The organism is Senegalimassilia faecalis (assembly GCF_004135645.1).
Classification (GTDB): Bacteria; Actinomycetota; Coriobacteriia; order Coriobacteriales; family Eggerthellaceae; genus Senegalimassilia; species Senegalimassilia faecalis.
Map to the genome: position 1 here is coordinate 1,089,775 of NZ_SDPW01000001.1, position 25,458 is coordinate 1,115,232.

The following is a 25,458-nucleotide window of genomic DNA, read 5'->3' on the forward strand; positions in this document are numbered from 1 at the left end:
GATGGCGCTCCGGCGGGGGCGCGGCAGGCAAACGGCGCGCGTTACGCGGCGAACGTCTTGCTCGTGCCGTCAGTATACTCCACGGTCCACGTGCTGTAGTCAACGGCGAACGTGGGTTCATCAAGTTCGAACACAAGCTCGGGCGCTTCCACGCCGCCGCCTTCAACAACGGCTTCGCCTTCCTCGTTGGCGGCAACCAGCTCGGGCGACTCCAGGAACGCCTCCTCGGCGGCAGCCTCGGCGGCGGCGCGCTCGGCCTCGGCGGCAGCGGCGGCAGCCTCGGCGGCCGCGCGCTCTTCTTCGGCGCGCTTTGCGGCAGCAACGGCGCCGTCGGCAACCTGCTGCTTCCACGACTCGGCCGTGGGCATGCTGATGCGCGCGATGGAAGCCTTATCGCCCAGCTTCCCGCTGTTGTATGCCTCGCGTACAACGCTCAGCATCTCGGCAGCGCTCTCCTCGATGCTGCTCACATCGTTCATGCGCAGGCGCACGGGCAGCTGGCCGTTTTGCAGGTCCACCTCAAGCCACGTGAACATAAGCTCCTGGCCGTCTTCGATCTCGCGCTGACGCTTGTTGTAGATAAGCGTCTGGTTGCCGATCTTGCGGAACTGGTTGGCGAACCACGTGCGCATCACGTCGTTCCACAGCTCGTCGGAGCCTTCTTCGTCCGCATTCAGATACTGGCGCGTGCCCAGCTTCACCAGCATGCACAGCGTGTTCTCCACCGGCGCATCGTCGACTGCGGCCGCGTGCGTGCGCACGAGCGCGGAGCCTACATACGTGTAGCTGCGGCCGATTTCCAGGCGCAGCTCGTCGGAGTCGATGCGCTCGTCCACGTCCACGATCAGCGTCAGGGAAGGTCTTGGTTGTGCCATGTTCAAACCCCTCATTCGTCTTGCGGCGGCTGCCTGCGCGCCGCGCCCCTCACGGGCGCCACGCCGGCTCATCCGCCTGTTCCTCTTCGCTAACCAAAGTATAAATGCCCAGTTCAGCGCAAAATCATCCCGCAAGGATGATATGCGCGCGCTCATACATCCCCCTCTTATGATTCCCGTCAAACCCGCCGCCGTAGTATCGAGTCACCGCATTGGGGACGCAGCGCGGCGCCGCATTCGGCCAAGCCGCCACCCTCCTCCCTCCCCCCCCCTTGCAGGCGGAAGGCTGAGGTGCAGCACCGCGCCGTGTCTCCAATGCGGAAGACGAAAAGGAACGAGTAAGTAAAGGAGAGGAGGGGCATATGGCGAAACTTTCTTTGACTCGCCGCAGCTTCCTGAAGGCGTCCGCTATGGCGGGTGCTGCCGCAACCGTGGGGTTCGCTGCAGCGCCGTCTGCGGCTCTGGCCGAGGGCGCTGATCCGACGGCCGGTGAAGTGAAGCGTATCCGTTCTTGCTGCCGCGCTTGCGGTAAGGTCGAGTGCGGTACGTGGGTCACCGTCCAGGACAACAAGGTGATCAAGGTCGAGGGCGATGAATCCAACGCTCACAGCCGCGGTCACTGCTGCGCGAAGTCTCAGTCGTCGATGCTCGCACTGTACCATCCCGATCGTTTGCGCTACTGTCTGAAGCGCACGAACCCCAAGGGCGAGGACGATCCCGGTTGGGTGCGTATTTCCCTGGCCGAGGCCTTCGACGAGGCCGGCGCCAAGCTCAACGAAATCGTGGAGAAGTACGGCGGAGAAGCCAACTTCGCCATGGGCGGCACGTCCCGCGTGTGGGCGCAGCCTCCGTACGGCACCTTGAAGTCCATCTTCCCGACCCCGAACGCCCACCTGGCGTACGAGATCTGCAAGGGCCCGCGTCACTTCGCCGGCATTCTGACCGACGAAATCGGCTCGCCCTGGATGGAAGTCGAGCAGGGTCCGCTCGTGTACGTGCAGTGGGGCACCGCTGCCGAGTACTCCAACTATGACTCCACGAACCGCACGGTCGTGGACTGCTCGCAGCGCGCTTACAAGCATATATTGGTGGACCCGCGCATGACGCCGCTGGGAAAGGAAGCCGACCTGTGGCTGCCGCTGCGCGTCGGCACCGACCTGTGCCTTTCCCTGACCTGGCTCAAGTGGATCCTGGACAACGAGGCCTACGACGACCTGTTCGTCCGCCGTTGGACCAACGCCCCGTTCCTGTGGAACCCCGAGAAGGACGGTCGCACGAAGAAGGGTTGGTTCCAGGAGATGAACGGCGGCGTGGATATGGAATCCCGTATCCTGACCGAGGCCGACGTCGACCGCGAGTGGATCAGCCAGTGGTGGGAGCCGGCGGACGAGAAGTACAGCTATCGCCGCTTCATCTGCTGGGACGAGAACAACAACAAGCCGACCTACTGGGACGCCGAGGCCTGCCAGTGGGAGGGCGAGAAGCATAAGATCCCGACGACCGGCACCTGGATCGAGCATCCGTACAAGCCGATCATCGCCGATGCATGGCTGCCCGACCCGTCGCACTTCGCCGACCCGGCCGACCCGTCCTACGACGCGTACTGGAACGAGGGCAACGAGGGCGGCAAGAAGTCCAACCCCATGGGCCTGCCGAAGAATCCCGCGCTGTTCCCTGGCGGTGTTGAGATCAAGCTGAAGAACGGCGCCACCATCAAGGCCGGCACCGTTTGGGAAGCCTTCTCCGACTCCCTGTCCGAGTACACGCCCGAGTACTGCGAGAGCGTGACCGAGGTTCCTGCTGAGAAGATCGTAGAGGCCGTGAAGATCTACACCACGCGCCTGAACCCGTTGCACGGCAACGGCGGCATCCACTATCAGCTGGCTCCCGACCAAACGGGCCACGCGGTGCAGAACTCCCGCGCCCTGCAGCTGATCGCCTGCATCACCGGCAACTCCGACGAGCCTGCGGGCAACCGCGGTTCCTCGAAGGCCGAGGTCGACGGCTGCTGCGGCCGCGCGAACATGAAGGTCACCGACCACGAGCCGCGCGACTGGGGTATCCGCGAGGGCGTTGGCACCATGGAACTGGGCAACACGCCGCGCGACCTGTCCATCGACGAGCAGGTTCCGCTGATCCAGAACTTCGTGCAGTACCTCATCGACGAGAAGTCCCCGCTGGCCGAGCGCTACGGCAACCACGTGCCTTCCGCCGAGGAAGCGCGCTGGATCGCAGAGCGCAAGGGCGGCGCATACAAGAGCTCGCGCGCATGGCCTGGCCTGAAGACCTCGTTCGACAGCAACGCCAAGCAGATTTCCGCTGAGCGCTTCCCGCTGCTTCGCTACTGGAACCGCTGGGCCGACTCCGCAACCATTTGGGACTCCATCAACGGCATCGACACCCCGTATCAGATTCATGGCGGCGTGTGCATGTCCGGCGACTTCATGAACGAGTCCAACCTGCTTGAGGCCTGGGAGGCCCTGACCCGCCTGGACTTCTGGCTGGACTTCAACCTGTGGAGCTGCCCGAACAACGGCTGCGCCGACATCGTCATCCCCGTCCTGCACTGGCTCGAGGTCAACACCGGCCGCGTGTCCCAGGGCGCCGGCGGCATCTTCGGCGCAGGTCAGCGCGCCGTCGAGCCGATGGGTGATTGCATCTACGACCCGGTCGCCGTCATCTGCCTGCACCTGGGCATGGCGAAGGCGGTCTCGGGCAAGGAGCATCCGACGCGCGCCGACATCCCGGCGGACCGCTCGGCTCTCATCTGGAACGACCGCGACCTGAACTACGACGGCTGGAACAACCTGGACTACAACAACTTCGTGCAGATGGGCGGCGACGTCACCTACGAGCAGCAGGAGTACCGCGTGCTCAAGGACGCTACCGACTGGTGGCGCATCGAGGAGTTCAAGGGCAAGGAGAACAAGCCCGAGCCCGTCATCCCGGCGTTCCCGAGCTATGCAGCCTCCGAGCAGCCTGCCCAGGTCAGCAACGACGTGGCCGGCCCGGACTTCCCCGAGTACGCTGCGAAGTTCCAGGAAGAAGGCTGGTTCGACTGCCGCAAGTGGCATCCCGAGCGTTGGGGCACGTACCGTCGTTGGGAGATGGGTTACCGTCGTCAGCAGGGTGGCTACAACCTGTACGCCGCCATCGACGAGAAGTGCGGCTTCATGACCCCGACCGCCAAGGTCGAGGTGTGGTCCACCATCGCCGAGACGTACATCCCGGACACCACGAAGACGTTCGCGGAAACCTGCAGCCCGGATCGCGCCGCTTACGATGGCAAGATTCCGGACATCGACAAGTTCCCGCACTGGTTCGAGCCGAAGAACTCCAAGGCGGAGGCTCCGCGTTACTACCACAAGGACCAGGCCGATCAGATTTCGACGACCGACTCCTACATCAATGACAACTACAAGGGCGATCATCTGATGGAAGAGTACAAGGAGAACCTGCAGAAGTACGGCGACGACCATGCGTTCATCATGACCACCGGTTCCCGCCAGCCCGTGTACTTCCACTCCGAGCATCGTCAGCTGCCTTGGTGCCGCGAGCTGTGGCCGTCGCCGCGTGTTGAGATCAACCCGTCCGATGCCGCGCGCATGGGCATCGAGCAGGGCGATTGGGTCTGGATCCGCACGCCTTGGGGCGCAGTCCGCGAGGTCGCCGACCTGTACTACGGCATCAAGGAAGGCACCATCAACGCCAACCATGCGTGGTGGTACCCCGAGATGGACACGGCAAGCCACGGCTTCGAACTCGTCGGCATCAACTGCTGCATGGACAAGTACGCCCAGTGCTGGGTGTGCGGCGCTTCGCAGCTGCGCGGTATCCCGGCGCTGATCTACAAGGCAACGGCTGAGAACTCCCCGTTCAACAACCCGGTGCCGTGCGATCCGAAGGGCAATCCGGCCATCACGAACGCCAACGACCCGCGTCTGAAGGAATGGCTGTCCAACGACCCGCGTCTGGCCGACGCCAAGGTCGATCTGACGTTCGCCAACATGGACGCCAAGGGCTGCCAGCCCTCCATCCAGTCGCCTGACGCGCTGGCAACGGGCAAGCTGTCCCAGGGCTCCGTCGGCAACGACGCGCTGGGCCAGTACATCAATAAAGGCTCGCTGAGCGACAAGCTTGGCTCTTACAAATAAGGAAAGGAGGTTCCACCCATGGCTAATTACGCGATCATCACCGACCTGAACCGCTGCACGGGCTGCCTGGCCTGCACGGTTGCCTGCAAGGCAATCAACGGCGTTGACGTCGGCAACTTCTGGATCAAGACGCTGCGCATCGGTCCGCACCCCATCGAGGGCGGCTCGGGCGATTTCCCGGACGTGGAGATGTACTTCCTTCCGGTTCAGTGCCAGCACTGCAAGAACCCCGAGTGCGTGCGCGTGTGCCCGACCGGCGCGTCCCATATCCGCGAGGACGGCACCGTGCAGATCGACAAGTCCAAGTGCATCGGCTGCCGTTTCTGCGCTCTGGCCTGCCCTTACGGCGTTCGCTACCTCAATGAGGAAGAGCGCGTTGTTGAGAAGTGCACCATGTGCGAGCAGCGCATCAGCCAGGGCGAGCTGCCGCAGTGCGTCGCCCAGTGCGGCGCCCGCGCCCGCTTCTTCGGCGACCTGGACAAGGGCGTCGACAACTTCGAGGGTCCGGCACATCCGGACAGCCCCGGCTGCCAGTACGACGAGATGACGAAGACCCGCGTCAAGCTGAAGGACTACGTCGAGGCGTACACGGAAAACGATATCCATCATCTCAAGGACGCAGGCAACAAGCCCAAGCTGATGTACCTGCTCCGCGAGGGTCGAAAGTGGAGGGAGTAGACTCATGAATCCGGAATGGCCTCTAATCCTCTTCACGTTCTTCCTGTGCCTGTCCGGCGGCATCCTGGGCGCGCAAGGCCTGCTCACGGTGCTCGGTAAGGGCAAGAAGATGCAGAACGTGGCGCTTATCGCCGCGCTCGTGACCCTGGTTGTCGGCGGTATCTGCGTGTTCATGCACCTGCAGCACTGGGAGCGCATCTTCAACGCGTTCGGCGCGCTGCTCGCCGGCAACGGCTACGGCGTTTCGGGCATCACGCTCGAGCTGTGGGGCTGCGTCATCGAGTTCATCGCGATCGTGCTGTTCTTCCTGTTCGCACGCCGCGCTGAAGACGGTGTGGCTCCGAAGTGGGTCGGCGTCCTGGCCATCATCGTTGGCCTGGCGCTTCCCATGGTCACCGGCGACTCCTACCTGATGCCGTCGCTGCCCACGTGGGACACCCCGCTGCTGATCGTGTACTACCTGACGAACACGATCTTCATGGGCGGCCTGGCCGCGCTCGTGATCGCTGGCATGACCGGCGACACCGAGTCCCGCGACTTCATGGTGAAGACCGCCCTGGTCGGCGCCGTGGCCCAGCTGGTCGTTGTGCTGGTGTACGTGTTCATCATCAACGGCTCCGCTGGTACGTACTCCGCTGACATCAGCTTCTACTTCGACCCGACGCTGCCCGACGTGCCCATGGTGGACCGCGCGGCCGTGGTCGGCAGCCTGCTGGCTGGTTCGAACGCGCTGATGTTCTGGCTGGGCGCCATCATCGTCGGCATCATCGTGCCGGCCGTGGTCACCTGGCTGGGCAAGGGCAAGGATGGTCAGCAGCTGGCCGTCTACGCTGGCGGTGCAGGCGTGTGCTGCATCATCGGCGGCATCATCTGGCGCGTGCTTCTCTACGCAGCCGCGATGCACATCTTCGCCCTGTTCTAGGAAGTTTGCGGCGGGCGGTGCGTCTGCCCGCCGCATGAAGGGGCTGGCTGCAGGTCGGCCGGCCCCGAACCGGGTGCGAAGCGGGGGATTGCCCTCGGTTGCAAGTCGGTGCTTCGTGCGTGCCACCTGGTTGTTTTGCGAATGCGAGGTCGGTTCTGGTCGGCCGGCTTCGCAGGAACGCGAGTCTGACCTGCAAGGATTCGCGGTTTGAAAAAGCGTGTTGGAGGGGGCTTTCACACTGTGCCCCGCTTTCGGCAACGGAAGCCCCCTCATGCACGCGTTTTCGCGTTGATTGGGGTGCCGCCACCGGCATCTCGCGTTGCACCGGCAAGCGGGACAAAGGGACAGTCCCTTTGTCCCGCTCTCGGGATGTGAGGGCATTTCCGGCGAGGCGTTTCGCGCTTCACCGTGCAAGAAGAGGAACGTAAGACGAGAAGAGGGGTCTTCATGAGCGAAGAGAAGAAGGAGACGAACGCGGCGCCGGCGGCTGCCGATGCCGCTTCCGCGCAGCCTTCGGCCAAGCGGGCGAAGGAACCCATGAGCGTGTCGCGCCGTTCGCTGCTCATCGGCGTGGGCAGCACCGCGGCGCTTTTGGGCTTGGGTGCGCTGCGCTATGCCGGGCACGTGCCGCTGAACCGCCCGCCGGGAGGTCAGGACGAAGCGCACCTGGTCAGCGCCTGCATTCGCTGCGAAAAGTGCTACGAGGCGTGCCCGCGCCACGTCATCAAGCCGGCCAAAATCGAGGACGGTCTTCTGGGTATGCGCAGCCCGCAGCTGGACTTCAGCACCGACTACTGCGACTTCTGCGCCGAGGAAAACGGCGGCGTGCCGCTGTGCGTGCGCAACTGTCCCACTGAGGCGCTTTCGCTGCCGGCGGACGCCGATGCGCACAACACCATCATCGGCCTGGCCGAGATCGACCAGAAGACGTGCCTGGCGTTCCGTGACACGGGCTGCCATTTCTGCTACGACGCCTGCAAGCAGGCCGGATACGACGCCATCCAGCTGGATAGCGAAGGCTACAGCGGCCGTCCGTACGTGATCGGCGACAAGTGCGTCGGCTGCGGCGCGTGCGAGAGCGTGTGCGTGTCGCTGCAGCAGGGCTCCATCGTTGCCGGCGCCACCGAGCGCGCCATCGTCGTCCGACCCGCGTCTTCGCTGTAAGGAGGCTGTCATGAAATTGAGCAAGATTCGCACCATTGTGGCGGCCGTTGTGTTCTGCTTCCTGGCAATTTGCCTGGTCGCGGGCATCAACATGGGCACGCTGTCCGGCTTCGGCTGGGACGCGTTCAGCGCGCTGTGCCCGCTTGGCGCCTTCACCACCATGTTGGCCACGAAAACCATGGTGCCGCGCGCCGTGTTCAGCATCATCATCATGGCGTTGCTGGTGTTCGTGTTCGGCCGCGCGTTCTGCGGCTGGATCTGCCCGGTGCCCGTGCTTGACAAGGTGCGCGCGTTTTTCCGCTCGCCGAAGAAGCGCAAGCAGCTTGAGCAGGCGAAACACGACGAAATGCTCGACATCGCCAAGTTCGAGCTGGGTTGCGGCGGCAAGGGCGGCAACTGCGGCAGCTGCAGCGCCTGCAAGCAGCAGCGTCAGAAGCTGGACTCGCGCCATTACGTGCTGGGCGGCGCGCTGCTGTCCACGGCCATCTTCGGCTTCCCGGTGTTCTGCCTGGTGTGCCCCATTGGTCTGACGTTCGCCACTGTGCTGGTGTTCTGGCGCCTGTTCGCTAACGCCGACATGACGGTTGCTGTGGTGCTCATCCCGTTGATGCTGATCATCGAGCTGGTGTTTCTGCGCAAGTGGTGCACGCGGTTTTGCCCGATGGCAGGTTTGATGAACCTGATGAGCCGCTTCAGCCGCACATTCAAGCCCACCATCGACGACTCGAAGTGCCTGGAAACCAGCAAGGGTACACCGTGCAGCCGTTGCGCCATGGTGTGCGAAGCCGACATCAACCTGCGTCATCCCGAGTACGGCGAGCGCACGCTGGCCGACTGCACGCGCTGTCACTCCTGCGTGGACGCCTGCCCCGCAAGCGCCATCACCATGCCGGTGGTTGCCAAGCGCGGCGAGAAGGTCAAGCTAGCTGCAAACGAGAAATAACAACATTTCGAAAGGCAAGCGCCCTTCACGCATCCTCTTCGCAGAAGGGCGCGCTGCCATTTCGCCGCATGTTGGACTCCCCCTCCTCCAACACGCGGCCCAAAAAGCCCCGGCCCCCGCCGGGGCTTTTCGCATAATACGCCAGCCAGCCAGCCAGCCCGCCAGCCCGCCAGCCCGCCAGCCCGCCAGCCCGCCAGCCCGCCAGCCCGCCATCTCTTCATTGCTTCCTGTAACCCTTCTTGTTGCAGGGTGCTTCCGGCTCGAATTCCCCTATGCAGAGCAAAAATTGCTCATGTATGTGATTTAACTTAATTCAGCTATCTAACGAAAATCGTAGCAAGCCTGTGAACTGGGGAAATGTTAACGGCATTTGCCGTGATAGCCGGCGGAGCACCATTAAATCACATACATGAGCGATTTTTTGGCAAGAGGGGAGGCCCTTGCCAGGGTTTCGCGCTCTCACGCGCTTGAAAAGCTGTGCTTCTGCCACGAACTTGAGCGAATTCTGTCCCAAACTCGAGCGACTTTTGTCATGAAGTCGCTCGAGTTTGGGAGTTTGTTGAGCTTGAGCGAGGCATACCTGCAATGGGGGAAGACGTTGACCTGGGGGAAACATAATGCAGGAGAAACCCGATACATCAGGCGCGCACGTTAAGTCCCAAACTCGAGCGAGTTCGGGAAAATTGCTTTTCCTGTGCGAGTTGTTCGCGCGATTGGGTTGCGCCGAGTACAATGCGGGCGTACCACGAGTAAGCGTGCCTTTAAGCCACGCATTCGCGCTTCCGCGCCGCGTGCGCCAGTTTACCGGGGTTCCAAAACACAATCGAATGCGTTGAGGCAGGTCGCCAAGATTCGGTTGGCGTGCCTGGCAGTGCGGAGTTTTTGCGATGGCCGAGCTCGCCGCAGGGCTGTGAGCTCCGCAGCGTTGCTGCTGGCTTTGCCCAGCTGCTTGCGATTGGCGACGCTCGGGAATGCGACTGGTCGGGTAAGCGATTGGGAACGCATGCCGCGCGGGATGGCGAGTCCTCGTATCGCGTGCGCCCTCGACCGCCGCCAGGTTCTTCGCGCGCTTCGATTGCCTGGTAGCGGTATGTGGGAAAGGATGCAAGATGCAAGGAAAACCGCTGGTCATGCTGCTTGTTGTGATTTACGCCAGCGCATTTTTGGCCGGATTCAACGAGAACTTGGTGAACATGGCGCTCGTCTCGGTCATGGGCGAGTACGGCGTGGACTCGGTTGCCGCGCAATGGCTGGTCACAGGTTACATGATCGTGGCCACCATCATGGTCATGTGCATGGCGTTTTTCTACCGCCGCTTCAAGCTGCGCCCGTTGTACTTCTCGGCGGCGGCGTTCACACTGGTCGGCTCGCTCATGGGTCTGCTCGCCCCGAACTTCGAGCTGCTTATGGCCGCGCGCCTGGTGCAGGCGGTCGGCTCGGGCATCTTCATCCCGCTCATGATGAACACGGTGCTGGCGGTCACGCCGAAGGAGAAAATGGGCACGTTCATGTCCATCGGTGGCTGCATGATCACGTTCGGCCCGGCGTTGGCGCCGGTGGTGTGCGGCGCGCTGGTCACCACGTTCGGGTGGCACAACATTTTCGCTGTGCCCGTGATTGCCATGGCGGTGCTTGCCGTGCTTGCGATTTTCGCGGTGAAGAACCTGGGATTTTCGCCTGCTCACCTGGACATTCCGTCTGTGGTGCTTTCCGCGGTGTTCCTGAGCTTGCTGAGCTTTGGCCTTGTGGAGCTCACTATCGACACGCCGTTGGCGGTTGGTGCGCTGGTGGTTGCCGTGGGTTCCGCGGCGCTGTTCGTGTGGCGCCAGCTGCGATGCGACCATCCGCTTATCGACTTGTCGCCCATGAAAAGCCGCGCGTTCTGGCCGTCGGTGATGCTGACCACCGTCGCCATGATGGGCAGCTTCAGCTGCAGCGTGCTGCTGCCGCTGTACCTTGAAAGCGGCACGGGCCTGACCGCGTTCATGGCGGGCATGGTTATGCTGATTCCCGTGCTGGCGAACGCGGGCACCACGCTTCTGGGCGGCCGTATTATGGATGCGCGCGGCGAGTGGCCGCTGCTGCCGGCGGGTTTTGCGGCCATCGCTGTCGGGTTTTGCCTGATGGCGGGCCTTGCGCCCACGCTTTCGCTGCCGGCGGTGTTCGTGGCGCCGCTGCTGGTCATGGGTGGCACGGGCTTTGTGTTTTCGCCGTCGCAAACGGCGGGCCTGCGCACGCTTCCGCCCGAGATGAACCCGTTCGGCGTGGCGATTTCCACCACGTTCGTGCAGATCGCAGCTTGCATCGGGCCCTCGCTGTACACGGGCATCCTGTCGACGGGCCAGGCCAGCGCGCTTTCGGCGGGCGCCAGCGCCGGGCTTGCAACTGCGCAGGGCTTTGCCGAGGCTATGGTGGTCGCCACCTGCGTAGCCGCGTTCGGTTGCGCCCTGGCGTTGGCCTACTCGCGGGCAGCGGTGAAACGAGCAGCGGTGAAGCGAGCAGCGTTGAAGGAACGGTGAACGCGTGGGGAACGTGCGGGTTCGCGGCCCGTTTTCCCTGCTGACCGTGTAGAATGAACCAATCAACACGAAACTGGATGCGCAGGCGATTTCCGCTTGCGCATCGTTTTGCATAAGCAACGAAGAGAAACGAGCATCACCTATGGCAATCACCGGCAAGCAGGTCCGCCAGCTGCGCAGCATGGCGAACAACTTGAAGCCTTGCGTCATGATCGGCAAGGAAGGCGTGACCGAAAGCGTTTTGAAGCAAATCGACGAGGACCTTGAGGCGCACGAGCTTATCAAGGTCAGCGTGCTGTGCGAAACGGGCAAGGAAGCGGCGCAGGCAGGTTACGAAATCGCCGACGAAACGGGCGCTGAGCTGGTGCAAGTCATCGGCAAGCGCGTAGTCCTCTACCGCGAAACCACCCGCGACGACATCGAGAAGATCGAGTTGGTGAAGTAGCAAACTGCGCAAGCGAATTGCAGTTTAACGTCAACACGCGAAGGCCCCGAGCGCTCGGGGCCTTCGTTTTACTTCAGGCACCTGCAGAGCCATTGGTTGCCGGTGTTGGCGGCGTGGGGGCAGCCGATGCAGGTAGGGGCGTTGCAAGTTTCGGCGCTGGCGGGGGCGCCGCAGAATGTTTCTAGGTTAAGTGCGGGGTTTGCGGCTTCGGGCTGCGTGCCGATGGTGGCGCCGGCGGCGTTGGCCGCTTCCTCTTCCGCTTCTGCGTCCGCCAACTGCATGGCGCGCACTACCATGCTGGCGAACTGGCGCATGCCGAGGTTCGTGGGGTGTGTGCCCTCGAGCGATTCGTAGTCGTGCCCGAATGCTCGCACGTCGGCGACGCGGCAGCCTTCTGCTGCTGCGGCTTCGCGGATGGCGCGGTTGTATTCGTCCAGGTGAACACCGCGAAGGCGATACGCGAACTCGGGGTGATCGACCCCGCGTGTACGGCCGGGCAGCAGCGTGACGCAGTACACCAGCGCATCGGGCGCCACGGTTCGAATATTGCGCAGCATGGTGCGGTATGCGTTGCCGAACTGCTCGGCGGCATCGGCGGGCGCAGCGCCGGCAACCTGCTCGGGCACGCTTGCCAAGTCGATGCATTTCGGCATAGCGTGGCTGTGACCTGCGGCTTGAGCAGCCGCGCCGCCCCAACCATAATCGTTGATGCCGATGAACGTGATCACCACGTCGGGCGTCTGCCCGCCTTCGCCCAGCAGCGCCGCCGCGCGCTCAGGGCTTTTTGCGGCGGGGAAGCCCGCGCCGTCCACCATGCTGCCCGACCACGCATCATCGGCCAAAACCTCGCCGCCAAGCGCGCGGGCAACGTGCGACCACCACGTATCGCTGGGGCTGGTCACGCCCGAGGTTTCAAGTCGCTCGTCGTTGTAGAACAGCGTGTAGCCGTCGGGAGTGCACCCTTCGAACGTGCTGATGGAGTCGCCCATGATGGAGAACTTCAAACCGGGCATTCCCGACCGCCTTCCGTGTTTGTTACTGCGCACCCGGGTGCGCGCGGCCCCCGGGCTGATTTCCGGCCAACCATGGTATCAAACCCTGGTGGCATCTTCGTGAACAGCATATTACAGTAAAAACCTATAGGAATACCGGTATAACACAGCAAGCGCAACAATTTCGGCATCACGCGGGTAATGCGCAGCCAGCTAATCACCCGATGTAACCTATGAGCCGCAGCATCCATTTCCCCAGGTGAAAAAGGTGAAGAACTCGTGAATCTCACCCAAGAGCATCGCTTCGCATCCTTGACGTTGTACGTAAACAGTTGTACAATATGAAGAACCACGCACTCACACATGGCGCGTCGGCATCGCCCGGCGTGTCGCTGGTAAAAGGAGGCTGCAATGGGCGAGGCAATGGTCACGGGCCGCATGGCCCCTGGCAAAAAACGTCGCGGCGGGCAAATCCTGCACAGGGAGGGCCTGACCGCTTCCCAGGCAATCAACCGCATGTACGACTGCCTCATCGAAAAAGGTGACGCATCGTTTCTCACGGGCAACATCGTTGCGGAAGATGAAGAAGCCTGGTTTCGCGCGGCCGATTTCGTGGACGCGCTTTCCGAAAAGAAGGACATCGCGCCTCTGACCTCGCCTTTTGCCCCAATCCCCGCTGCCGCGCCCGCCGGCGCGCAGCCGCAGGCGCAGGACGCCAATCCTGAAGCCTCACCCGAAGATGCTGCGCGCGCCGCTTGCAGCAAGCTTGCTGCCAAGGCGCAAAGCGGCAGCATCCCAACACCTGTCGGCGCGCCGTCCGAGCGCGCTGTACATTCCGCCGAAGAACAGGGGGCGAACTAAATGGCAGAAGCACGCATGCTGCTCGACACCGAAGTGGTGCTCGACTTCCTATTCGAACGCGAGCCTCACTATCGCCCCACGCGCCTAATCATGATTGCCGGCCGCGTCGGCGAATTCGACCTGTGGATGACGTCCACCCAGATGATGGACCTTGCGTACCGCCTGTCCGACGGCGGCAACCCCGCGCTGATGCCTCGCGCGCTTGAGCGCCTGCGCGGCCTGCGCACGTTCATTCGCGTGCAAGGCGTAGGCGACACCGAAATCGACCGCTTGCTGGCATCGAATTGCGAAGACCCCGCCGCTCAGCTGCTGGTCAACGCCGCGGTGGACATCAAGGCGGACTTCCTGGTCACGCACAACGCGCAGGCGTGCAAAACGAACCTGCTCACCGTCACCGATTGCGAAGGCGTGTTCGACTGGCTGCGCGACAACCGCGAAATCGAATACGAGGATGTTGAAATATCCGAGTAGCTTTTCGCCGTCACCTTTCTGTCACTTGACACCTTCGAGTGCCAGACTACAATTCAAATTAGCACTCAAGCTGTGAGACTGCTAACGCGCCCCGCACCTCGCGGGGCGTTTCATTCGCCGGCTCGCTTGCACGCAAAAGTGGGACAAAGGGACAGTCCCTTTGTCCCACTTTCAACAAGTGAAGCGCGCGAGGCAATCCCACGGCGTCTAGCACGAACGGAAAGGAAGCGCCGCACATGCGCAAATTCAAGACAGAGAGCAAAAAGCTGCTCGACCTCATGATCAACTCCATTTACACCAACCGCGAAATTTTCCTGCGCGAGCTCATCTCCAACGCATCGGACGCGGTTGACAAGCTGTACTTCAAAAGCCTCACCGACACTAGCGTTCAGCTGACGAAAGACCAGCTCGGCATCGACGTCTCCTTCGACAAGGACGCCCGCACCATCACCGTGTCCGACAACGGCATCGGCATGACGCAGGAAGACCTCGACCGCAACCTCGGCACCATCGCGCACTCCGACTCCATGGCGTTCAAACAGGAAAACGCCGAGCAGCAGGGCGACGACGTTGACATCATCGGCCAGTTCGGCGTGGGCTTCTACAGCGCGTTCATGGTCGCGAAGTCCGTGCGCGTCGTGTCGAAGGCGTACGGCGAAGAGCAGGCTTGGGCCTGGGAATCCGACGGCGTTGAGGGCTACACCATCGAGGCGGCCGAGCGCGAAACGAACGGCACCGACGTTATCCTGACGCTCAAGGACAACACCGAGGAAGAGAACTACGACCAGTTCCTCAGCGAATACGGCCTGAAAGACCTGATCAAACGCTACAGCAACTACGTGCGCTACCCTGTGCGCATGGAAGTGGAGAAGTCGCGCCAGAAGCCAAAGCCCGAGGATGCCGGCGACGATTACAAGCCCGAGTACGAGCAGTACACCGAGGTGGAAACCATCAACTCCATGGTGCCCATCTGGAAGCGCGGCAAGTCCGACGTGAAGCAGGAAGAGTACAACGAGTTCTACAAGCAGACGTTCCACGACTTCACTGACCCGGCCGCCACGTTCGGCATCCACGCCGAGGGCGCGCTGTCCTACGACGCGTTGCTGTTCATCCCCGGTCGCGCTCCCTACGACCTGTACAGCAAGGATTACAAGAAGGGCCTGGAACTGTACGGCTCCAACGTGCTGATCATGGAGAAGTGCGAGGACCTGCTGCCCGACCACTACAACTTCGTGCGTGGCGTTGTGGACAGCCAGGACCTTACGCTGAACATCTCGCGTGAAACGCTGCAGCAGAACAACCAGCTGCGCGCCATCGCCCGCAAGGTGGAGAAGAAGATTACGTCCGAGCTGAAGAAGATGCTCAAGAACGACCGTGCCGGCTACGAAAAATTCTTCGAGAACTTCGGTCGCGGCCTGGAGTATGGCATCTACACCAGCTACGGCATGCTGAAAGACGAGCTGGCCGAGCTGCTGCTGTTCTACAGCGCCAAGGAGCAGAAGCTTGTCACGCTTGACGAGTACCTGGAGGCCATGCCCGCCAACCAGAAGTCCATCTACTACGCCGCCGGCGACAGCATCGACCGTTTGGCGAAGCTGCCGATCGTGAACACGGTGCTGGGCCGTGGTTACGACGTGCTGCTGTGCACGAAGGACGTCGACGAGTTCTGCTTCCAGTCCATGATGAACTACGGCCCCGAGCCGGAGAAGGACGCCGAGGGCAAGGACATCGAGGGCACCGGCCCGAAGGATCTGAAGAACGTGGCGTCCGGCGTCCTGGACTTCGCCACCGAGGACGAGAAGAAGGAAGCCGAAGCCGCCGAGAAGGACAACGAAGCCCTGCTCAAGGCCATGAAGGAGCATCTGGGTGACGTCATCACGAAGGTGGCCGTGTCCACGCGCCTGACCGATGCGCCGTCGGCCGTGACCACCGAAGGCCCCGTGTCGCTGGAGATGGAGCGCCTTATGTCGCAGATGCCCGAGGGCATGGGCGAAGTGAAGTCGCAGCGCGTGCTCGAGCTGAACGCGAAGCATCCGGTGTTCGAGGTGCTGAAGGGTGCGCAGGAAGCCGGCGATGCCGACAAGGTCAACCTGTACACCGACATCCTGTACAACCAGGCGCTCATCGTAGAAGGCATGCCCATCGCCGACCCGGTAGCCTACGCGAACGCGGTAACGAAGCTGATGGCTTAAATGGTTCCGCCGGCCTGCCGGCTGGAAGCGAAATATGAAGCGGCTTGGCCTTGGTCGAGGTCAAGCCGCTTTTGTACTATTATATGTAGTCACTATGCAGAAAAGCATTCACGACATATTCCAGATGGTTGAAACGCCGCTTCTTAGCTTCACGGTGGTGGTGCTGAGCTGTTTGGTGTTCCTTCTGGGGCTGTGGGCCATCATGATCCTCGTAAGGTTCGTGATGGGATGACCGTGCTCGCATTCAACGCGCGCGCCGAGTGGCGGGGGTAGGCACCGCAATGTGGCAGCGCTTCACGTGGTATGACATCAGGGTTATCGGCCATTACCTGGGCATGCTGGTTTTGTTCTCGTCGGTGGCGTTGCTTGCCCCGCTGATTACCGCCATCATTTTCCAGGAATGGATTCCTGCAAGTCATTACCTCTTTTCCATCGGTCTTTCGCTCATCGTCGGTTCGGCGCTTCGTTTCATGCGCATCGAGCCTGGTCGTCTGAACCGCCAGCAGGCGTTGGTGGTCACGGGTCTGGCCTGGGTGGTTCTGGCGTTCATGGCCACCATCCCGCTGTACCTGTCGGGCCATTACGACACGTTCCTTGACGCCATGTTCGACGGCGTGTCCGGCATCACCACCACGGGCGCCAGCATCATCTCCGACCTTGACCACCTTTCCTACGCTGACAGCATGTGGCGCTTCGTCATGATTTTGCTGGGCGGCTTGGGCCTTGTAGTGGTCGCGCTATCGTTTGGCCTGTTCGGGAAGCGTTCGGGCGCCAGCCTGTTCGTGTCCGAAGGCCGCAGCGAGCACGTGGTTCCCAACGTGGTGCAGACGGCGCAGTTCATCGCAAAGCTGTCGTTGGGCTTCATTCTAGTTGCCACCACGGTGCTGGCCATCATGTGCGCGTTTGCGGGCATGGAAGCGTCGCGCGCCGTACTCAACGGCCTGTGGCTTGCCATCTCCAGCTTCTGCACCGGCGGCTTCGCGCCCATGAGCGCGTCCATCATGTACTACCATTCGCTTCCCATCGAAGTGGTGCTTATGGTGCTCATGATCATCGGCAGCGTGAGCTTCGTGTTGCATTCCGAGCTGTGGAAAGGCCACCTGAACGTGTACTTCCGCGACATGGAAATCCGCACGATGTTCATCTGGATTGCCGTCATGACCTTGGTGTTTGCGGCGTCGGTGTCGGCAAGCTCCGACTTCTCGAACCTGACCACCATGCTGCGCCGCGGCGTGTTCATGATCGTGTCGGCGTTCTCCACCACGGGCTTTCAGAACATCACCACGAATCAGCTGACCACGTCGCTGACCTCCGGCGCGTTTCTGGTCATCGCTGCGTTGATGGCCGTCGGCGGCGGCGCGGGGTCAACGTCGGGCGGCATCAAGCTCAACCGCATCGGACTGATCATCAAATCGCTGGTTGCCACGGTGAAAGAAACGCTGGCGCCCGACTCGGCGCGCGTGGTGGTTTCGTACAACCACCTGGGCCGACGCATCCTGTCGCCCGAAATCGCGAAAGAGGCCATGACGGTGTTCGTGCTGTACGTGGTCACGTATGCCGTCGGCTCGTTGGTGGGCATAGCGCACGGTTACGAGGCCACGCAGGCTATTTTCGAATCGGTGGCCATGGCGTCGAACGGCGGCATCTCGTCGGGTTTGTGCGCGCAGGGCATGCCCGTTTCGCTCGAGCTGTTCTACATGCTGGAGATGTGGGCCGGCCGTCTGGAGTTCGTGACGCTGATTGCGCTCATCGTGGAGGTTGTGGTGTCGCTTGACCCGCGCAGGCTGGTGAGGCGCTCATGATGAAGCTGGCGAAGAGCAGGGCGAAGGACGCAAGGGGCGTTTTGACGCGCGCGATGGCGAATGTGCCGGCGGTCGTGCTCGCAAGCAAGAAGAACGTGCTAGCGAAACGCCTGGTCAGCAATGCGTTGCTGGGCATATTCGCAGTCGCTGTCGCAGCCGTGCTTACGTGCGCTGCGCCGACCGCCGCGGCCGGCCCGGCGCCCGCCGGTGAAGGCGCGCTTGCGGTGCCAGGCCCATTCATCGTGCCCGCCGCATGGGCCGACGAGCCCGCAGACGGCAGCAACGCCGTCGACGTCACGCAGCTGCCCGACAGTTCGTTCATCTACGACACGTCCATCACGGACCTCAGCACGGCCGACACGTACTACGACAAGCAAACGGTGCAGGTCACGGGCGAGGTTGTCGGCGACCGCATCGACGCAGGCGACGGCCACCACTGCTGGATCACGCTGGCATCTGCCGTCGATGCGTCAACGGTTTCCGTATACATGACGAACGAGTCAGCCGCGAAGATCGACATGTACGGCGCGTACGATCGCAAGGGAACAACGCTGCAGGTGCGCGGCACGTTCCAGCTGGCGTGTCCCTCGCACGACGGCGTGTCGGACCTGCACGCGCAGGTGGTGTCGGTCACGGAAAAAGGCAAGGCCACGCCCGACGAGTTCAAGTTCGAGGCGTTCATTCCCGGCATTATTACCATCATGATCGGGCTGGTCATGATGGCGGTGTTCTATCTGCTGCGCGAGCGGCAGCGATAAGGAAGCAAGGAGGCGGGCTTGCAAAAAGGGCAGGTCGTGAAGCTGGATCGCGGGTATCCGCTGGTGAAGTGCGCCGATGGGCGCCTTGTGCGTTGCGAACATGCAACGTCCCTGGTCAAAGGCGAGAAACTACGCGCCGTCATCGGCGATTTCGTGGAAGTGAACGCGCCGGAGGGCCACGACAAGGGCATCATCGAGGCCATTTGCCCCCGCCAGCGCGCGTTCGTGCGCAAAGACCCCACCGAGCGCGCCGTGCCGCAGGTGCTTGCCGCAAACTTCGACCGCGTCATCGTGGCGCAGCCGCTGGCCGAGGTGAACCTGCGCCGCCTGGAGCGCGAGCTGGTGCTGGCGTACGAAACGGGCGCGGCCGTAACCGTGGTGCTCACGAAGGCCGACCTTGCCGAAAGCGAAGCGCAGGTCGAAGAGGTGGCCGCCCGCGTGCGCGCGCTGGCGGGCCCCGAGGTGCGCACGCTGGTGGTGTCCGACGGCAATGCCGAAAGCGTGGAGGCCGTGCGCGCGCTTATGCCCGAAAACACCACCACGGTGCTGATTGGCAAATCGGGCGTGGGCAAGTCGAGCCTGGTCAACATGCTGGTTGGCGAAGACGTGCAAGAAACGGGCAGCGTGCGTGAAGGTGACGGCAAGGGCCGCCACACCACGGTAAGCCGCGAGATGGTGGCCGTCCCCGGCGGCGGTTACGTGGTGGACATGCCCGGCGTGCGTGGGCTGGGGCTGTGGGATGCCGACGCCGGCATCGGCGCCGCGTTCGCCGATATCGAGCAAGCGGCCGAAAACTGCCGTTTCCGCGACTGCAAGCACGAGAACGAACCGGGCTGCGCCGTGCGCGCCGCCGTGGAGGCGGGCGACATCGCGCCCGAACGTTTCGCCAGCTACCAGGCGCTCAAGCAGGAAACCGCCACGCTGCGCACGCGCCGCGAAGAGGCCCGCCGCATGCGCGGCGAAAAGGCCAGCGACAAAAAGCGCGCCGCTCGCCCCGCAAAATCCCGCGGCAAAAAGCGCCGATAAGGGCCGGTTACGGGGCTGTTTCGCGTTCGTAAGGCAAAAACGCTACAATAATAGGGTTAACCGTAAGCAACGCACGCGCGGGCGCGAAGGCGCCGGCGTAAACGAACTCAAACCAAAGGACGTGCATGAACCCGGTCATCGTTATCCCTACGTACGTTTCCTCGCGCCGTCGCAAGGAACCTACCAGCGTGACGGCAACGTACGATCACACCACTCCACTGAAAAACCCTGGTGAGCTGCCTCGTTTGCTCACGTCGCTGCAAAAGGTGCGCGGCATCGGCCAGATCATCGTGCTGGTTGCCGCCGACCAATCCACCGAAGCGCAAGCCGCCGACAAGGTGCAGGACATCGTCTCCCGGTTCCCCTCGCTCAACGTCGCCGTCATCGGCGCGGCGGAATACGGCCTGGTGCAGCAGCGCATGGAGCAGCTGGGCCTGGGCAAGCTGCAGAAAGAAATCGGCCTTTCGGGCTACGGCGCCATCCGCAACCTGGGGCTGGTGCTCGCCAACGTTATGGGCTTTGATTCCGTGGTGTTCCTGGACGACGACGAGGTTATCGACGACGCGGAATTCCTGCAAAAAGGCGTGTATGGCCTGGGAAAACTTACGCGCAAAGGTGTGCCTATCCTTGCGAAATCCGGCTTCTACTTCAACTCTGAGGGCTCGTTTCTGTCGAAAAGCCAAGACAAGTGGTACAACCATTTCTGGCAGCAGGGCAAGGCGTTCAACGCGTGGATCACGAAGGCCATGCGCGGCCCGCGCCTGTCGCGCAGCAACCACGTGTGCGGCGGCTGCCTGGCGCTGCACAAGGAAGCGTTCAAACGCCTGTCGTTCGACCCGTGGATCGCGCGCGGCGAAGACCTCGACTACATGCTGAACCTGCGCATGTATGGCAGTGACATCTGGTTCGACAACCAGTGGTGCCTGCGCCACCTGCCGCCGGCGTCCGCCAGCGAGGGCACGCGTTTCCGCCAGGACATCTTCCGCTGGCTGTACGAGTACCGCAAGATGGAGTACAGCCGCACGCAAATCGACTTGATGCAGGTCAAGCCGCAGTCGCTTGAGCCGTATCCCGGGCCGTTTTTGGAGCCGGGCATCACGAAGCGCATCCGCATCACGGCCATCCTGCGCAGCTTCGCGCGCAAGGACAAGAAGGCGTATCGCCAGGCGGCGAAGGCGGCGCGAGCCGAGGCCGTCATGTACGCGCAGCGCAACTGCTCGAAGTATTTCGAGTTTCAGTTCGTGTGGCCCGAGCTGATGGCCCGCATGGAGAACGACCAGATTCTGCACACGGCCATCGTGCAGTCGGTTGCGCGTCGCCAGGCGGAAACGAATCCGTCGGTCGCATTCCCGGTTGCCGGACCCGCGGCGGGCGTCGACCCGGGCGTGACCAGCGAAATTCGCCTGAACATCGCGGAATAGGGAAGGCGAAGCGAACTGATGGGTCTTTTCTTGCAGTTTGCCGCTCCGGCGTTGGCGGGTATCTTCGTGGGCGTTATGTCGGGCCTGCTCGGCGTGGGCGGCGGCACCATCATGGTGCCCATTTTCCGCCTGGCGTTCGGCATGAGCCCGCTTGCCAGCACGGCCACCAGCCTGTTCGCCATCATCCCCACGTCCATCTCGGGCGTGGCATCGCATATGCGCGCGAAAACCTGCGTGCCGAAGTTGGGCGTGGCTCTGGGCGTCGGCGGCGCGCTGACGTCGCCCGTGGGCGTGTGGCTGGCAAGCGTTTCGCCTGGTTGGCTGGTTATCGTGGTGGCCGCGCTGGTGGTCGGCCTGAGCGCTTACAAAATGTTCAAGAAGGCGATAAAGGCCCCACGTGTTGCGCTGTCCTGCCGGAAAGCGCATACTGCCGACGCTGCGGCCACCTGTGGCAGCGCATCCCGCGGTGAAGCCGAAGACTTGCGTACCGAAGTACGCGGCGCCTCCGCCTTCCCTACGGGTTGCACTACCACAGGCGCCCTCGCTGACGCTTCCGAACCTGCGAGCTCTAACCCCATTCCCGCCCAGCCCGACCTTACGCGCAAGCACTACTTGCAGGGCGCGGGCATCGGCCTTGTTGCGGGCCTGGCCTCGGGATACGTTGGCGTGGGCGGCGGCTTCATCATGGTGCCCATGATGCTGGCCATCCTCAGCATCCCCATGAGCTTGGCGTCGGGCACGTCGCTTATCGCCATCATGATTTTGGCCATCCCCGGCGTCATCGAGCAGGCCATCCTGGGCAACATCAACTACTTCGCTGGCATCTCCATCGTGGTCGGCACCATTCCCGGCGCGGTGATCGGCGCGCGTTTGGTGCGCGTGATCCCCGAGCGGCAGCTGCGTTTCGCGTTCGGCGGCTTTTTGCTGGTGGCGGCCGTGCTGCTCATGCTCAACGAGTTCGGTATACTGGGCTAGAACGTCTTTCGGGCAGGTGCGGCGCTGCGGGTTTGGGCGCTGTACCTGCCTTTTTCGCGGAAAGGAGCTGACGTAATGAACGTCGACATCGAAGATCGTCGCGGAAACTTGCCGCGTTTCTTCACGTTGGAAATGCTTATGTCGGTGCTGGTGGCGCTTGCCGGCCTGGTGATTATTTGGAACCTGGTCACGCCCGAGGCGAACGTGCTGGTGCTGTTCATTGCCGGCGTGGTGTTCACGTTGGCCATCACCGTGCTTATTCGCTTGCTTATGGACCCCGATTCGGTGCGCGCGCGCCAATCGAACGCGGTGCTGCAGCTGGCCAGCCAAACGCTTGAGGCCATGGGCGAGGGGCTTGACGCGAAATCTTCGCAGCGCATCTGCAGCTTGCTGCTGCCTTCGACGGCAGCCATTGCGGTTGCCATTACCGACGACCACTCCATCTTGGGGTATGCCGGCTACGAGGAGTCCCATAACCCCACGGGTGCCATCATCCGCACGCAGGCCACGTACGCTACGCTGGCCGATGGCAAAACGCGCGTGCTGTTCACGCCCGAAGAAATCGGCTTCCCGAACGGCGCGCACGGCATCAACGCCGCCATCATCGTGCCGCTGGCGGTGGGCAAGGACGTGAAAGGCACGCTGAAGTTCTACTACCGCAGCGCCAACCACATCAGCGAAACGCAGAAGTCCATTGCCGTGGGCTTCGGACAGCTGCTGTCCACGCAGATGGCCGCATCGGCACTTGAAGAGCAAACGGCCCTGGCCACGAAGATGGAGCTCAAAATGCTCCAAAGCCAGATCAACCCGCATTTCCTGTTCAACACCATCAACACCATCGCGTCGCTGACGCGCACCGACCCTGCGCAGGCGCGCACGCTGCTGCGCGAATTCGCGAAGTTCTACCGCAGCACGCTTGAAGACTCCCGCGATCTGATCGAGTTCCAGCGCGAGGTCGAGCAGACGCAGCGCTACTTCATGTTCGAGCTGGCGCGCTTCGGCGAAGACCGCCTTGAGCTGATCTGCGACATCCAGTCCGAGGTCAACGAGATGATGGTGCCGCCGTTCTTGCTGCAGCCGCTGGTGGAGAACGCCGTGCGCCACGCCATGCCGTCCGAGGGCAAGCTGACCATCCGCGTCACGGGCATGCGCACGGGCGACGACGTGATCGTGTCCGTCATCGACGACGGTAACGGCATGACGCAGGAAGCGTGCCAGAACATCTTGCACCCCAGCTCAACGCAGGGAATGGGCATTGCCGTGGGCAACGTGCACGACCGCATTTGCGGCTACTTCGGCCCCGGCACGCGCCTGGAAGTGGAAAGCGAGCTTGGCAAGGGCACCACGGTGCGCCTGGTGCTGGTCGATGGCGCCATTCGCCAGTGGCGCGAATAGGCTTGGAAAACGAAAGCGGCCCCGCGTGTGCGGGGCCGTTGGTTTTGAATGGTGCCCGAGGCGAGAGTCGAACTCGCACGTCGTGAGACAACGGTTTTTGAGACCGCCGCGTCTGCCATTCCGCCACTCGGGCATGTAGCTCTAGCATTATATCGGAACATTGCTGAACGCACAACAAGAAATGGAGATACCCCATGGAAAACGAAAGCGCGCAGGTTCAGATGCCCGCAGAATCGCTGCTTGAACAGCGCATTCAGGAATATCTTGATGCGCATTGGGAAGAAATCGTCGCCGACATCGACGCGCTGGTGCGCATTCCCAGCTTCGAGGACCGCAGCGCCGCTGCCGAAAGCGCACCGTACGGCCCCGGGCCGCGTGCGGCGCTGTCTGCGGCACTTGACCTGGCAAAACGTATGGGCTTCGAAACGCACGACGACGAAGGCTATGTTGGCTACGCCGATTTCGCCGGCAAAACGGACACGCAGTTGGGCATCATCGGCCACATGGACGTGGTGCCGGCGGGTCCGGGCTGGCATTTCGAGCCGTTCGCCGTCACGCGCAAGGACGGGTATCTGGTCGGGCGCGGCGTCATCGACGACAAGGGCCCGTGCGTGGTGGCGCTGCACGCCATGAACCTGTGGCGCGCGCTGCAGCAGGAGGGCGAGGCGCCGTGGCTGCCGTACACGCTGCGCTTCATTTTCGGCGCGAACGAGGAAACGGGCATGGGCGACGTGCGCTATTACCGCGCGCATCACGCCGACCCGGCGTTCCTGTTCACACCCGATGCGGAATTCCCGGTGTGCTATGGCGAGAAGGGCATCTACAACGGCCTTCTGACCAGCGCAAACCTTCCCGTTGAAACGCGTTCGGTCATCTTGTTCGAAGGTGGCACGGCCATCAACGCCGTGCCGGGCCATGCGCAGGCCGTGGTGTGGGCCGATGCCGAAAAGCTTCCCGCTGCCGAAGGCATTGCGGTCGAGCCCGTGCAGCCGGCTGAGGCCGCGCGCTTGCTGGCCGATGCGGCGTCGCAGGCGGGGGTGCAGCCGGCGCCTGGTTGGTCGGCTGCCGATGCTCACCTAGCGCGCATCGTGGCCACGGGACGCAGCGCGCACGCAAGCTTGCCGGAAAGCGGCGTGAGCGCCATCGGGCTGCTTGCGAACTACCTGCTGAAGAATCGCCTGGTCGAGGGGCAGGAGCGCGCCTATTTCCGCGTGGTCGCCGACATCGCGGCTTCAACGGACGGCACCGCAATCAACCTGGCTTGCGCCGACGAGCATTTCGGGGCGCTGACCATCGTGGCGGGCTTCGCGGCAACGAAGGGCAACCGCTTCACGCAAACCATAGACGTGCGCTACCCCACGTCCATCACGGGCGACCAGCTCAACGGCATGCTTGACGCGCTGGCCCAGGCGTGCGGCGGCTCGTGCGCGAAGACGCGCGACGACGTTCCGTTCCTGGTAGACCCCGAAAGCCCCGAGATCCAGGCGCTGCTTTCGTCGTACAACCTGGCAACGGGCGAGGACGCCAAGCCGTTCACCATGGGCGGCGGCACGTACGCGCGCGAATTCTCCCGCGCGGCAAGCTTCGGCCCTGAAAAGCCGTGGGTGCAGGCGCCCGCCTGGGCCGGCAGCATGCACGGCCCCGACGAGGCGGTCAGCGAAGACCTGCTGAAAGAAGCGTTCCGCATCTACGCGCTCACCATCGGCAAGCTCATGCGGCTTGATTTCTAGGGAACGTGCCTGGCGCAAGGGGGCGCTTGGATGATGGGGCACGGGGCGAGCATCGTCAAGAATAGGGAAAGGGAAATGCTCCCCTTCCTCGATGACGCTCGCCCTGCCCGCGCGCTGTTCGGGCGCTTCCCGCGC

20 protein-coding genes and 1 tRNA gene are annotated in these 25,458 nt (G+C 62.8%); 18 read left to right on the forward strand and 3 right to left on the reverse strand.

Annotation, left to right across the window (positions count from 1 at the left end; all coding sequences use genetic code 11):
- Positions 1-41: 41 nt before the first annotated feature.
- On the reverse strand, positions 42-875 hold the full coding sequence (locus ET524_RS04550; RefSeq protein ID WP_129423609.1) for a hypothetical protein: 834 nt from the start codon (positions 873-875) through the stop codon (positions 42-44).
- Positions 876-1,237: 362 nt separating this feature from the next.
- On the opposite strand from ET524_RS04550, the gene ET524_RS04555 reads away from it, so the two are divergent.
- The 7 genes from ET524_RS04555 (at position 1,238) to yhbY (ending at position 11,700) form a co-directional block, all read left to right on the forward strand.
- Positions 1,238-5,029: a molybdopterin dinucleotide binding domain-containing protein gene (locus tag ET524_RS04555; protein ID WP_129423611.1), complete on the forward strand. Its 3,792-nt coding sequence runs from the start codon at positions 1,238-1,240 to the stop codon at positions 5,027-5,029.
- An 18-nt stretch (positions 5,030-5,047) separates the two neighbouring features.
- Positions 5,048-5,707, forward strand: a complete 660-nt coding sequence (locus tag ET524_RS04560) for a 4Fe-4S dicluster domain-containing protein (protein WP_129423613.1) — start codon at positions 5,048-5,050, stop codon at positions 5,705-5,707.
- A gap of 4 nt (positions 5,708-5,711) precedes the next feature.
- Positions 5,712-6,629 carry a dimethyl sulfoxide reductase anchor subunit family protein gene (locus tag ET524_RS04565; protein WP_129423615.1) on the forward strand — a complete coding sequence of 306 codons (918 nt, stop codon included), beginning with the start codon at positions 5,712-5,714 and terminating at the stop codon, positions 6,627-6,629.
- A gap of 447 nt (positions 6,630-7,076) precedes the next feature.
- Positions 7,077-7,793: a 4Fe-4S dicluster domain-containing protein gene (locus ET524_RS04570; protein WP_129423617.1), complete on the forward strand. Its 717-nt coding sequence runs from the start codon at positions 7,077-7,079 to the stop codon at positions 7,791-7,793.
- A 10-nt stretch (positions 7,794-7,803) separates the two neighbouring features.
- Complete coding sequence (locus ET524_RS04575; RefSeq protein WP_129423619.1) at positions 7,804-8,736, forward strand: 4Fe-4S binding protein; 933 nt, start codon at positions 7,804-7,806, stop codon at positions 8,734-8,736.
- Positions 8,737-9,845: 1,109 nt separating this feature from the next.
- Positions 9,846-11,255: an MFS transporter gene (locus ET524_RS04580; RefSeq protein ID WP_129423621.1), complete on the forward strand. Its 1,410-nt coding sequence runs from the start codon at positions 9,846-9,848 to the stop codon at positions 11,253-11,255.
- Between the two features lie 142 nt (positions 11,256-11,397).
- Positions 11,398-11,700: a ribosome assembly RNA-binding protein YhbY gene (yhbY, locus tag ET524_RS04585; RefSeq protein ID WP_129423623.1), complete on the forward strand. Its 303-nt coding sequence runs from the start codon at positions 11,398-11,400 to the stop codon at positions 11,698-11,700.
- Between the two features lie 68 nt (positions 11,701-11,768).
- Here the strand turns inward: yhbY and ET524_RS04590 are convergent, their stop codons facing one another.
- Positions 11,769-12,713: an SGNH/GDSL hydrolase family protein gene (locus ET524_RS04590; RefSeq protein WP_129423625.1), complete on the reverse strand. Its 945-nt coding sequence runs from the start codon at positions 12,711-12,713 to the stop codon at positions 11,769-11,771.
- 390 nt (positions 12,714-13,103) lie between these two features.
- Between ET524_RS04590 and ET524_RS04595 the strand changes: the two genes are divergently transcribed.
- The 10 genes from ET524_RS04595 to ET524_RS04635 all read left to right on the forward strand — a co-directional run bounded on the left by ET524_RS04595 (position 13,104) and on the right by ET524_RS04635 (position 23,593).
- On the forward strand, positions 13,104-13,553 hold the full coding sequence (locus ET524_RS04595; protein WP_129423627.1) for a hypothetical protein: 450 nt from the start codon (positions 13,104-13,106) through the stop codon (positions 13,551-13,553).
- Positions 13,554-14,024, forward strand: coding sequence for a PIN domain-containing protein (locus ET524_RS04600; protein ID WP_129423629.1), 471 nt, complete (start codon positions 13,554-13,556; stop codon positions 14,022-14,024).
- A 236-nt stretch (positions 14,025-14,260) separates the two neighbouring features.
- Positions 14,261-16,216 (forward strand): molecular chaperone HtpG, encoded by a 1,956-nt coding sequence (gene htpG / locus ET524_RS04605; RefSeq protein ID WP_129423631.1) that lies wholly within the window; start codon positions 14,261-14,263, stop codon positions 16,214-16,216.
- A gap of 94 nt (positions 16,217-16,310) precedes the next feature.
- On the forward strand, positions 16,311-16,448 hold the full coding sequence (locus tag ET524_RS11700) for a hypothetical protein (protein WP_201738667.1): 138 nt from the start codon (positions 16,311-16,313) through the stop codon (positions 16,446-16,448).
- Between the two features lie 49 nt (positions 16,449-16,497).
- Positions 16,498-18,018 carry a TrkH family potassium uptake protein gene (locus tag ET524_RS04610; protein WP_129423633.1) on the forward strand — a complete coding sequence of 507 codons (1,521 nt, stop codon included), beginning with the start codon at positions 16,498-16,500 and terminating at the stop codon, positions 18,016-18,018.
- 41 nt (positions 18,019-18,059) lie between these two features.
- Positions 18,060-18,776, forward strand: a complete 717-nt coding sequence (locus ET524_RS04615) for a hydrolase (protein ID WP_129423635.1) — start codon at positions 18,060-18,062, stop codon at positions 18,774-18,776.
- Positions 18,777-18,794: 18 nt separating this feature from the next.
- Complete coding sequence (gene rsgA, locus ET524_RS04620; protein ID WP_129423637.1) at positions 18,795-19,802, forward strand: ribosome small subunit-dependent GTPase A; 1,008 nt, start codon at positions 18,795-18,797, stop codon at positions 19,800-19,802.
- A gap of 125 nt (positions 19,803-19,927) precedes the next feature.
- Entirely contained in the window at positions 19,928-21,223 is a 1,296-nt protein-coding gene (locus tag ET524_RS04625) for a glycosyltransferase (RefSeq protein WP_129423640.1), read from the forward strand.
- A gap of 18 nt (positions 21,224-21,241) precedes the next feature.
- Positions 21,242-22,198, forward strand: a complete 957-nt coding sequence (locus tag ET524_RS04630) for a sulfite exporter TauE/SafE family protein (RefSeq protein WP_129423642.1) — start codon at positions 21,242-21,244, stop codon at positions 22,196-22,198.
- Between the two features lie 75 nt (positions 22,199-22,273).
- Positions 22,274-23,593 (forward strand): histidine kinase, encoded by a 1,320-nt coding sequence (locus tag ET524_RS04635; RefSeq protein WP_129423644.1) that lies wholly within the window; start codon positions 22,274-22,276, stop codon positions 23,591-23,593.
- 49 nt (positions 23,594-23,642) lie between these two features.
- On the opposite strand, the gene ET524_RS04640 is transcribed toward ET524_RS04635, so the two are convergent.
- Positions 23,643-23,726: transfer RNA gene (locus ET524_RS04640), tRNA-Leu, on the reverse strand.
- A 61-nt stretch (positions 23,727-23,787) separates the two neighbouring features.
- On the opposite strand from ET524_RS04640, the gene ET524_RS04645 reads away from it, so the two are divergent.
- Positions 23,788-25,323 (forward strand): Sapep family Mn(2+)-dependent dipeptidase, encoded by a 1,536-nt coding sequence (locus tag ET524_RS04645; RefSeq protein ID WP_201738668.1) that lies wholly within the window; start codon positions 23,788-23,790, stop codon positions 25,321-25,323.
- Positions 25,324-25,458: the final 135 nt, after the last annotated feature.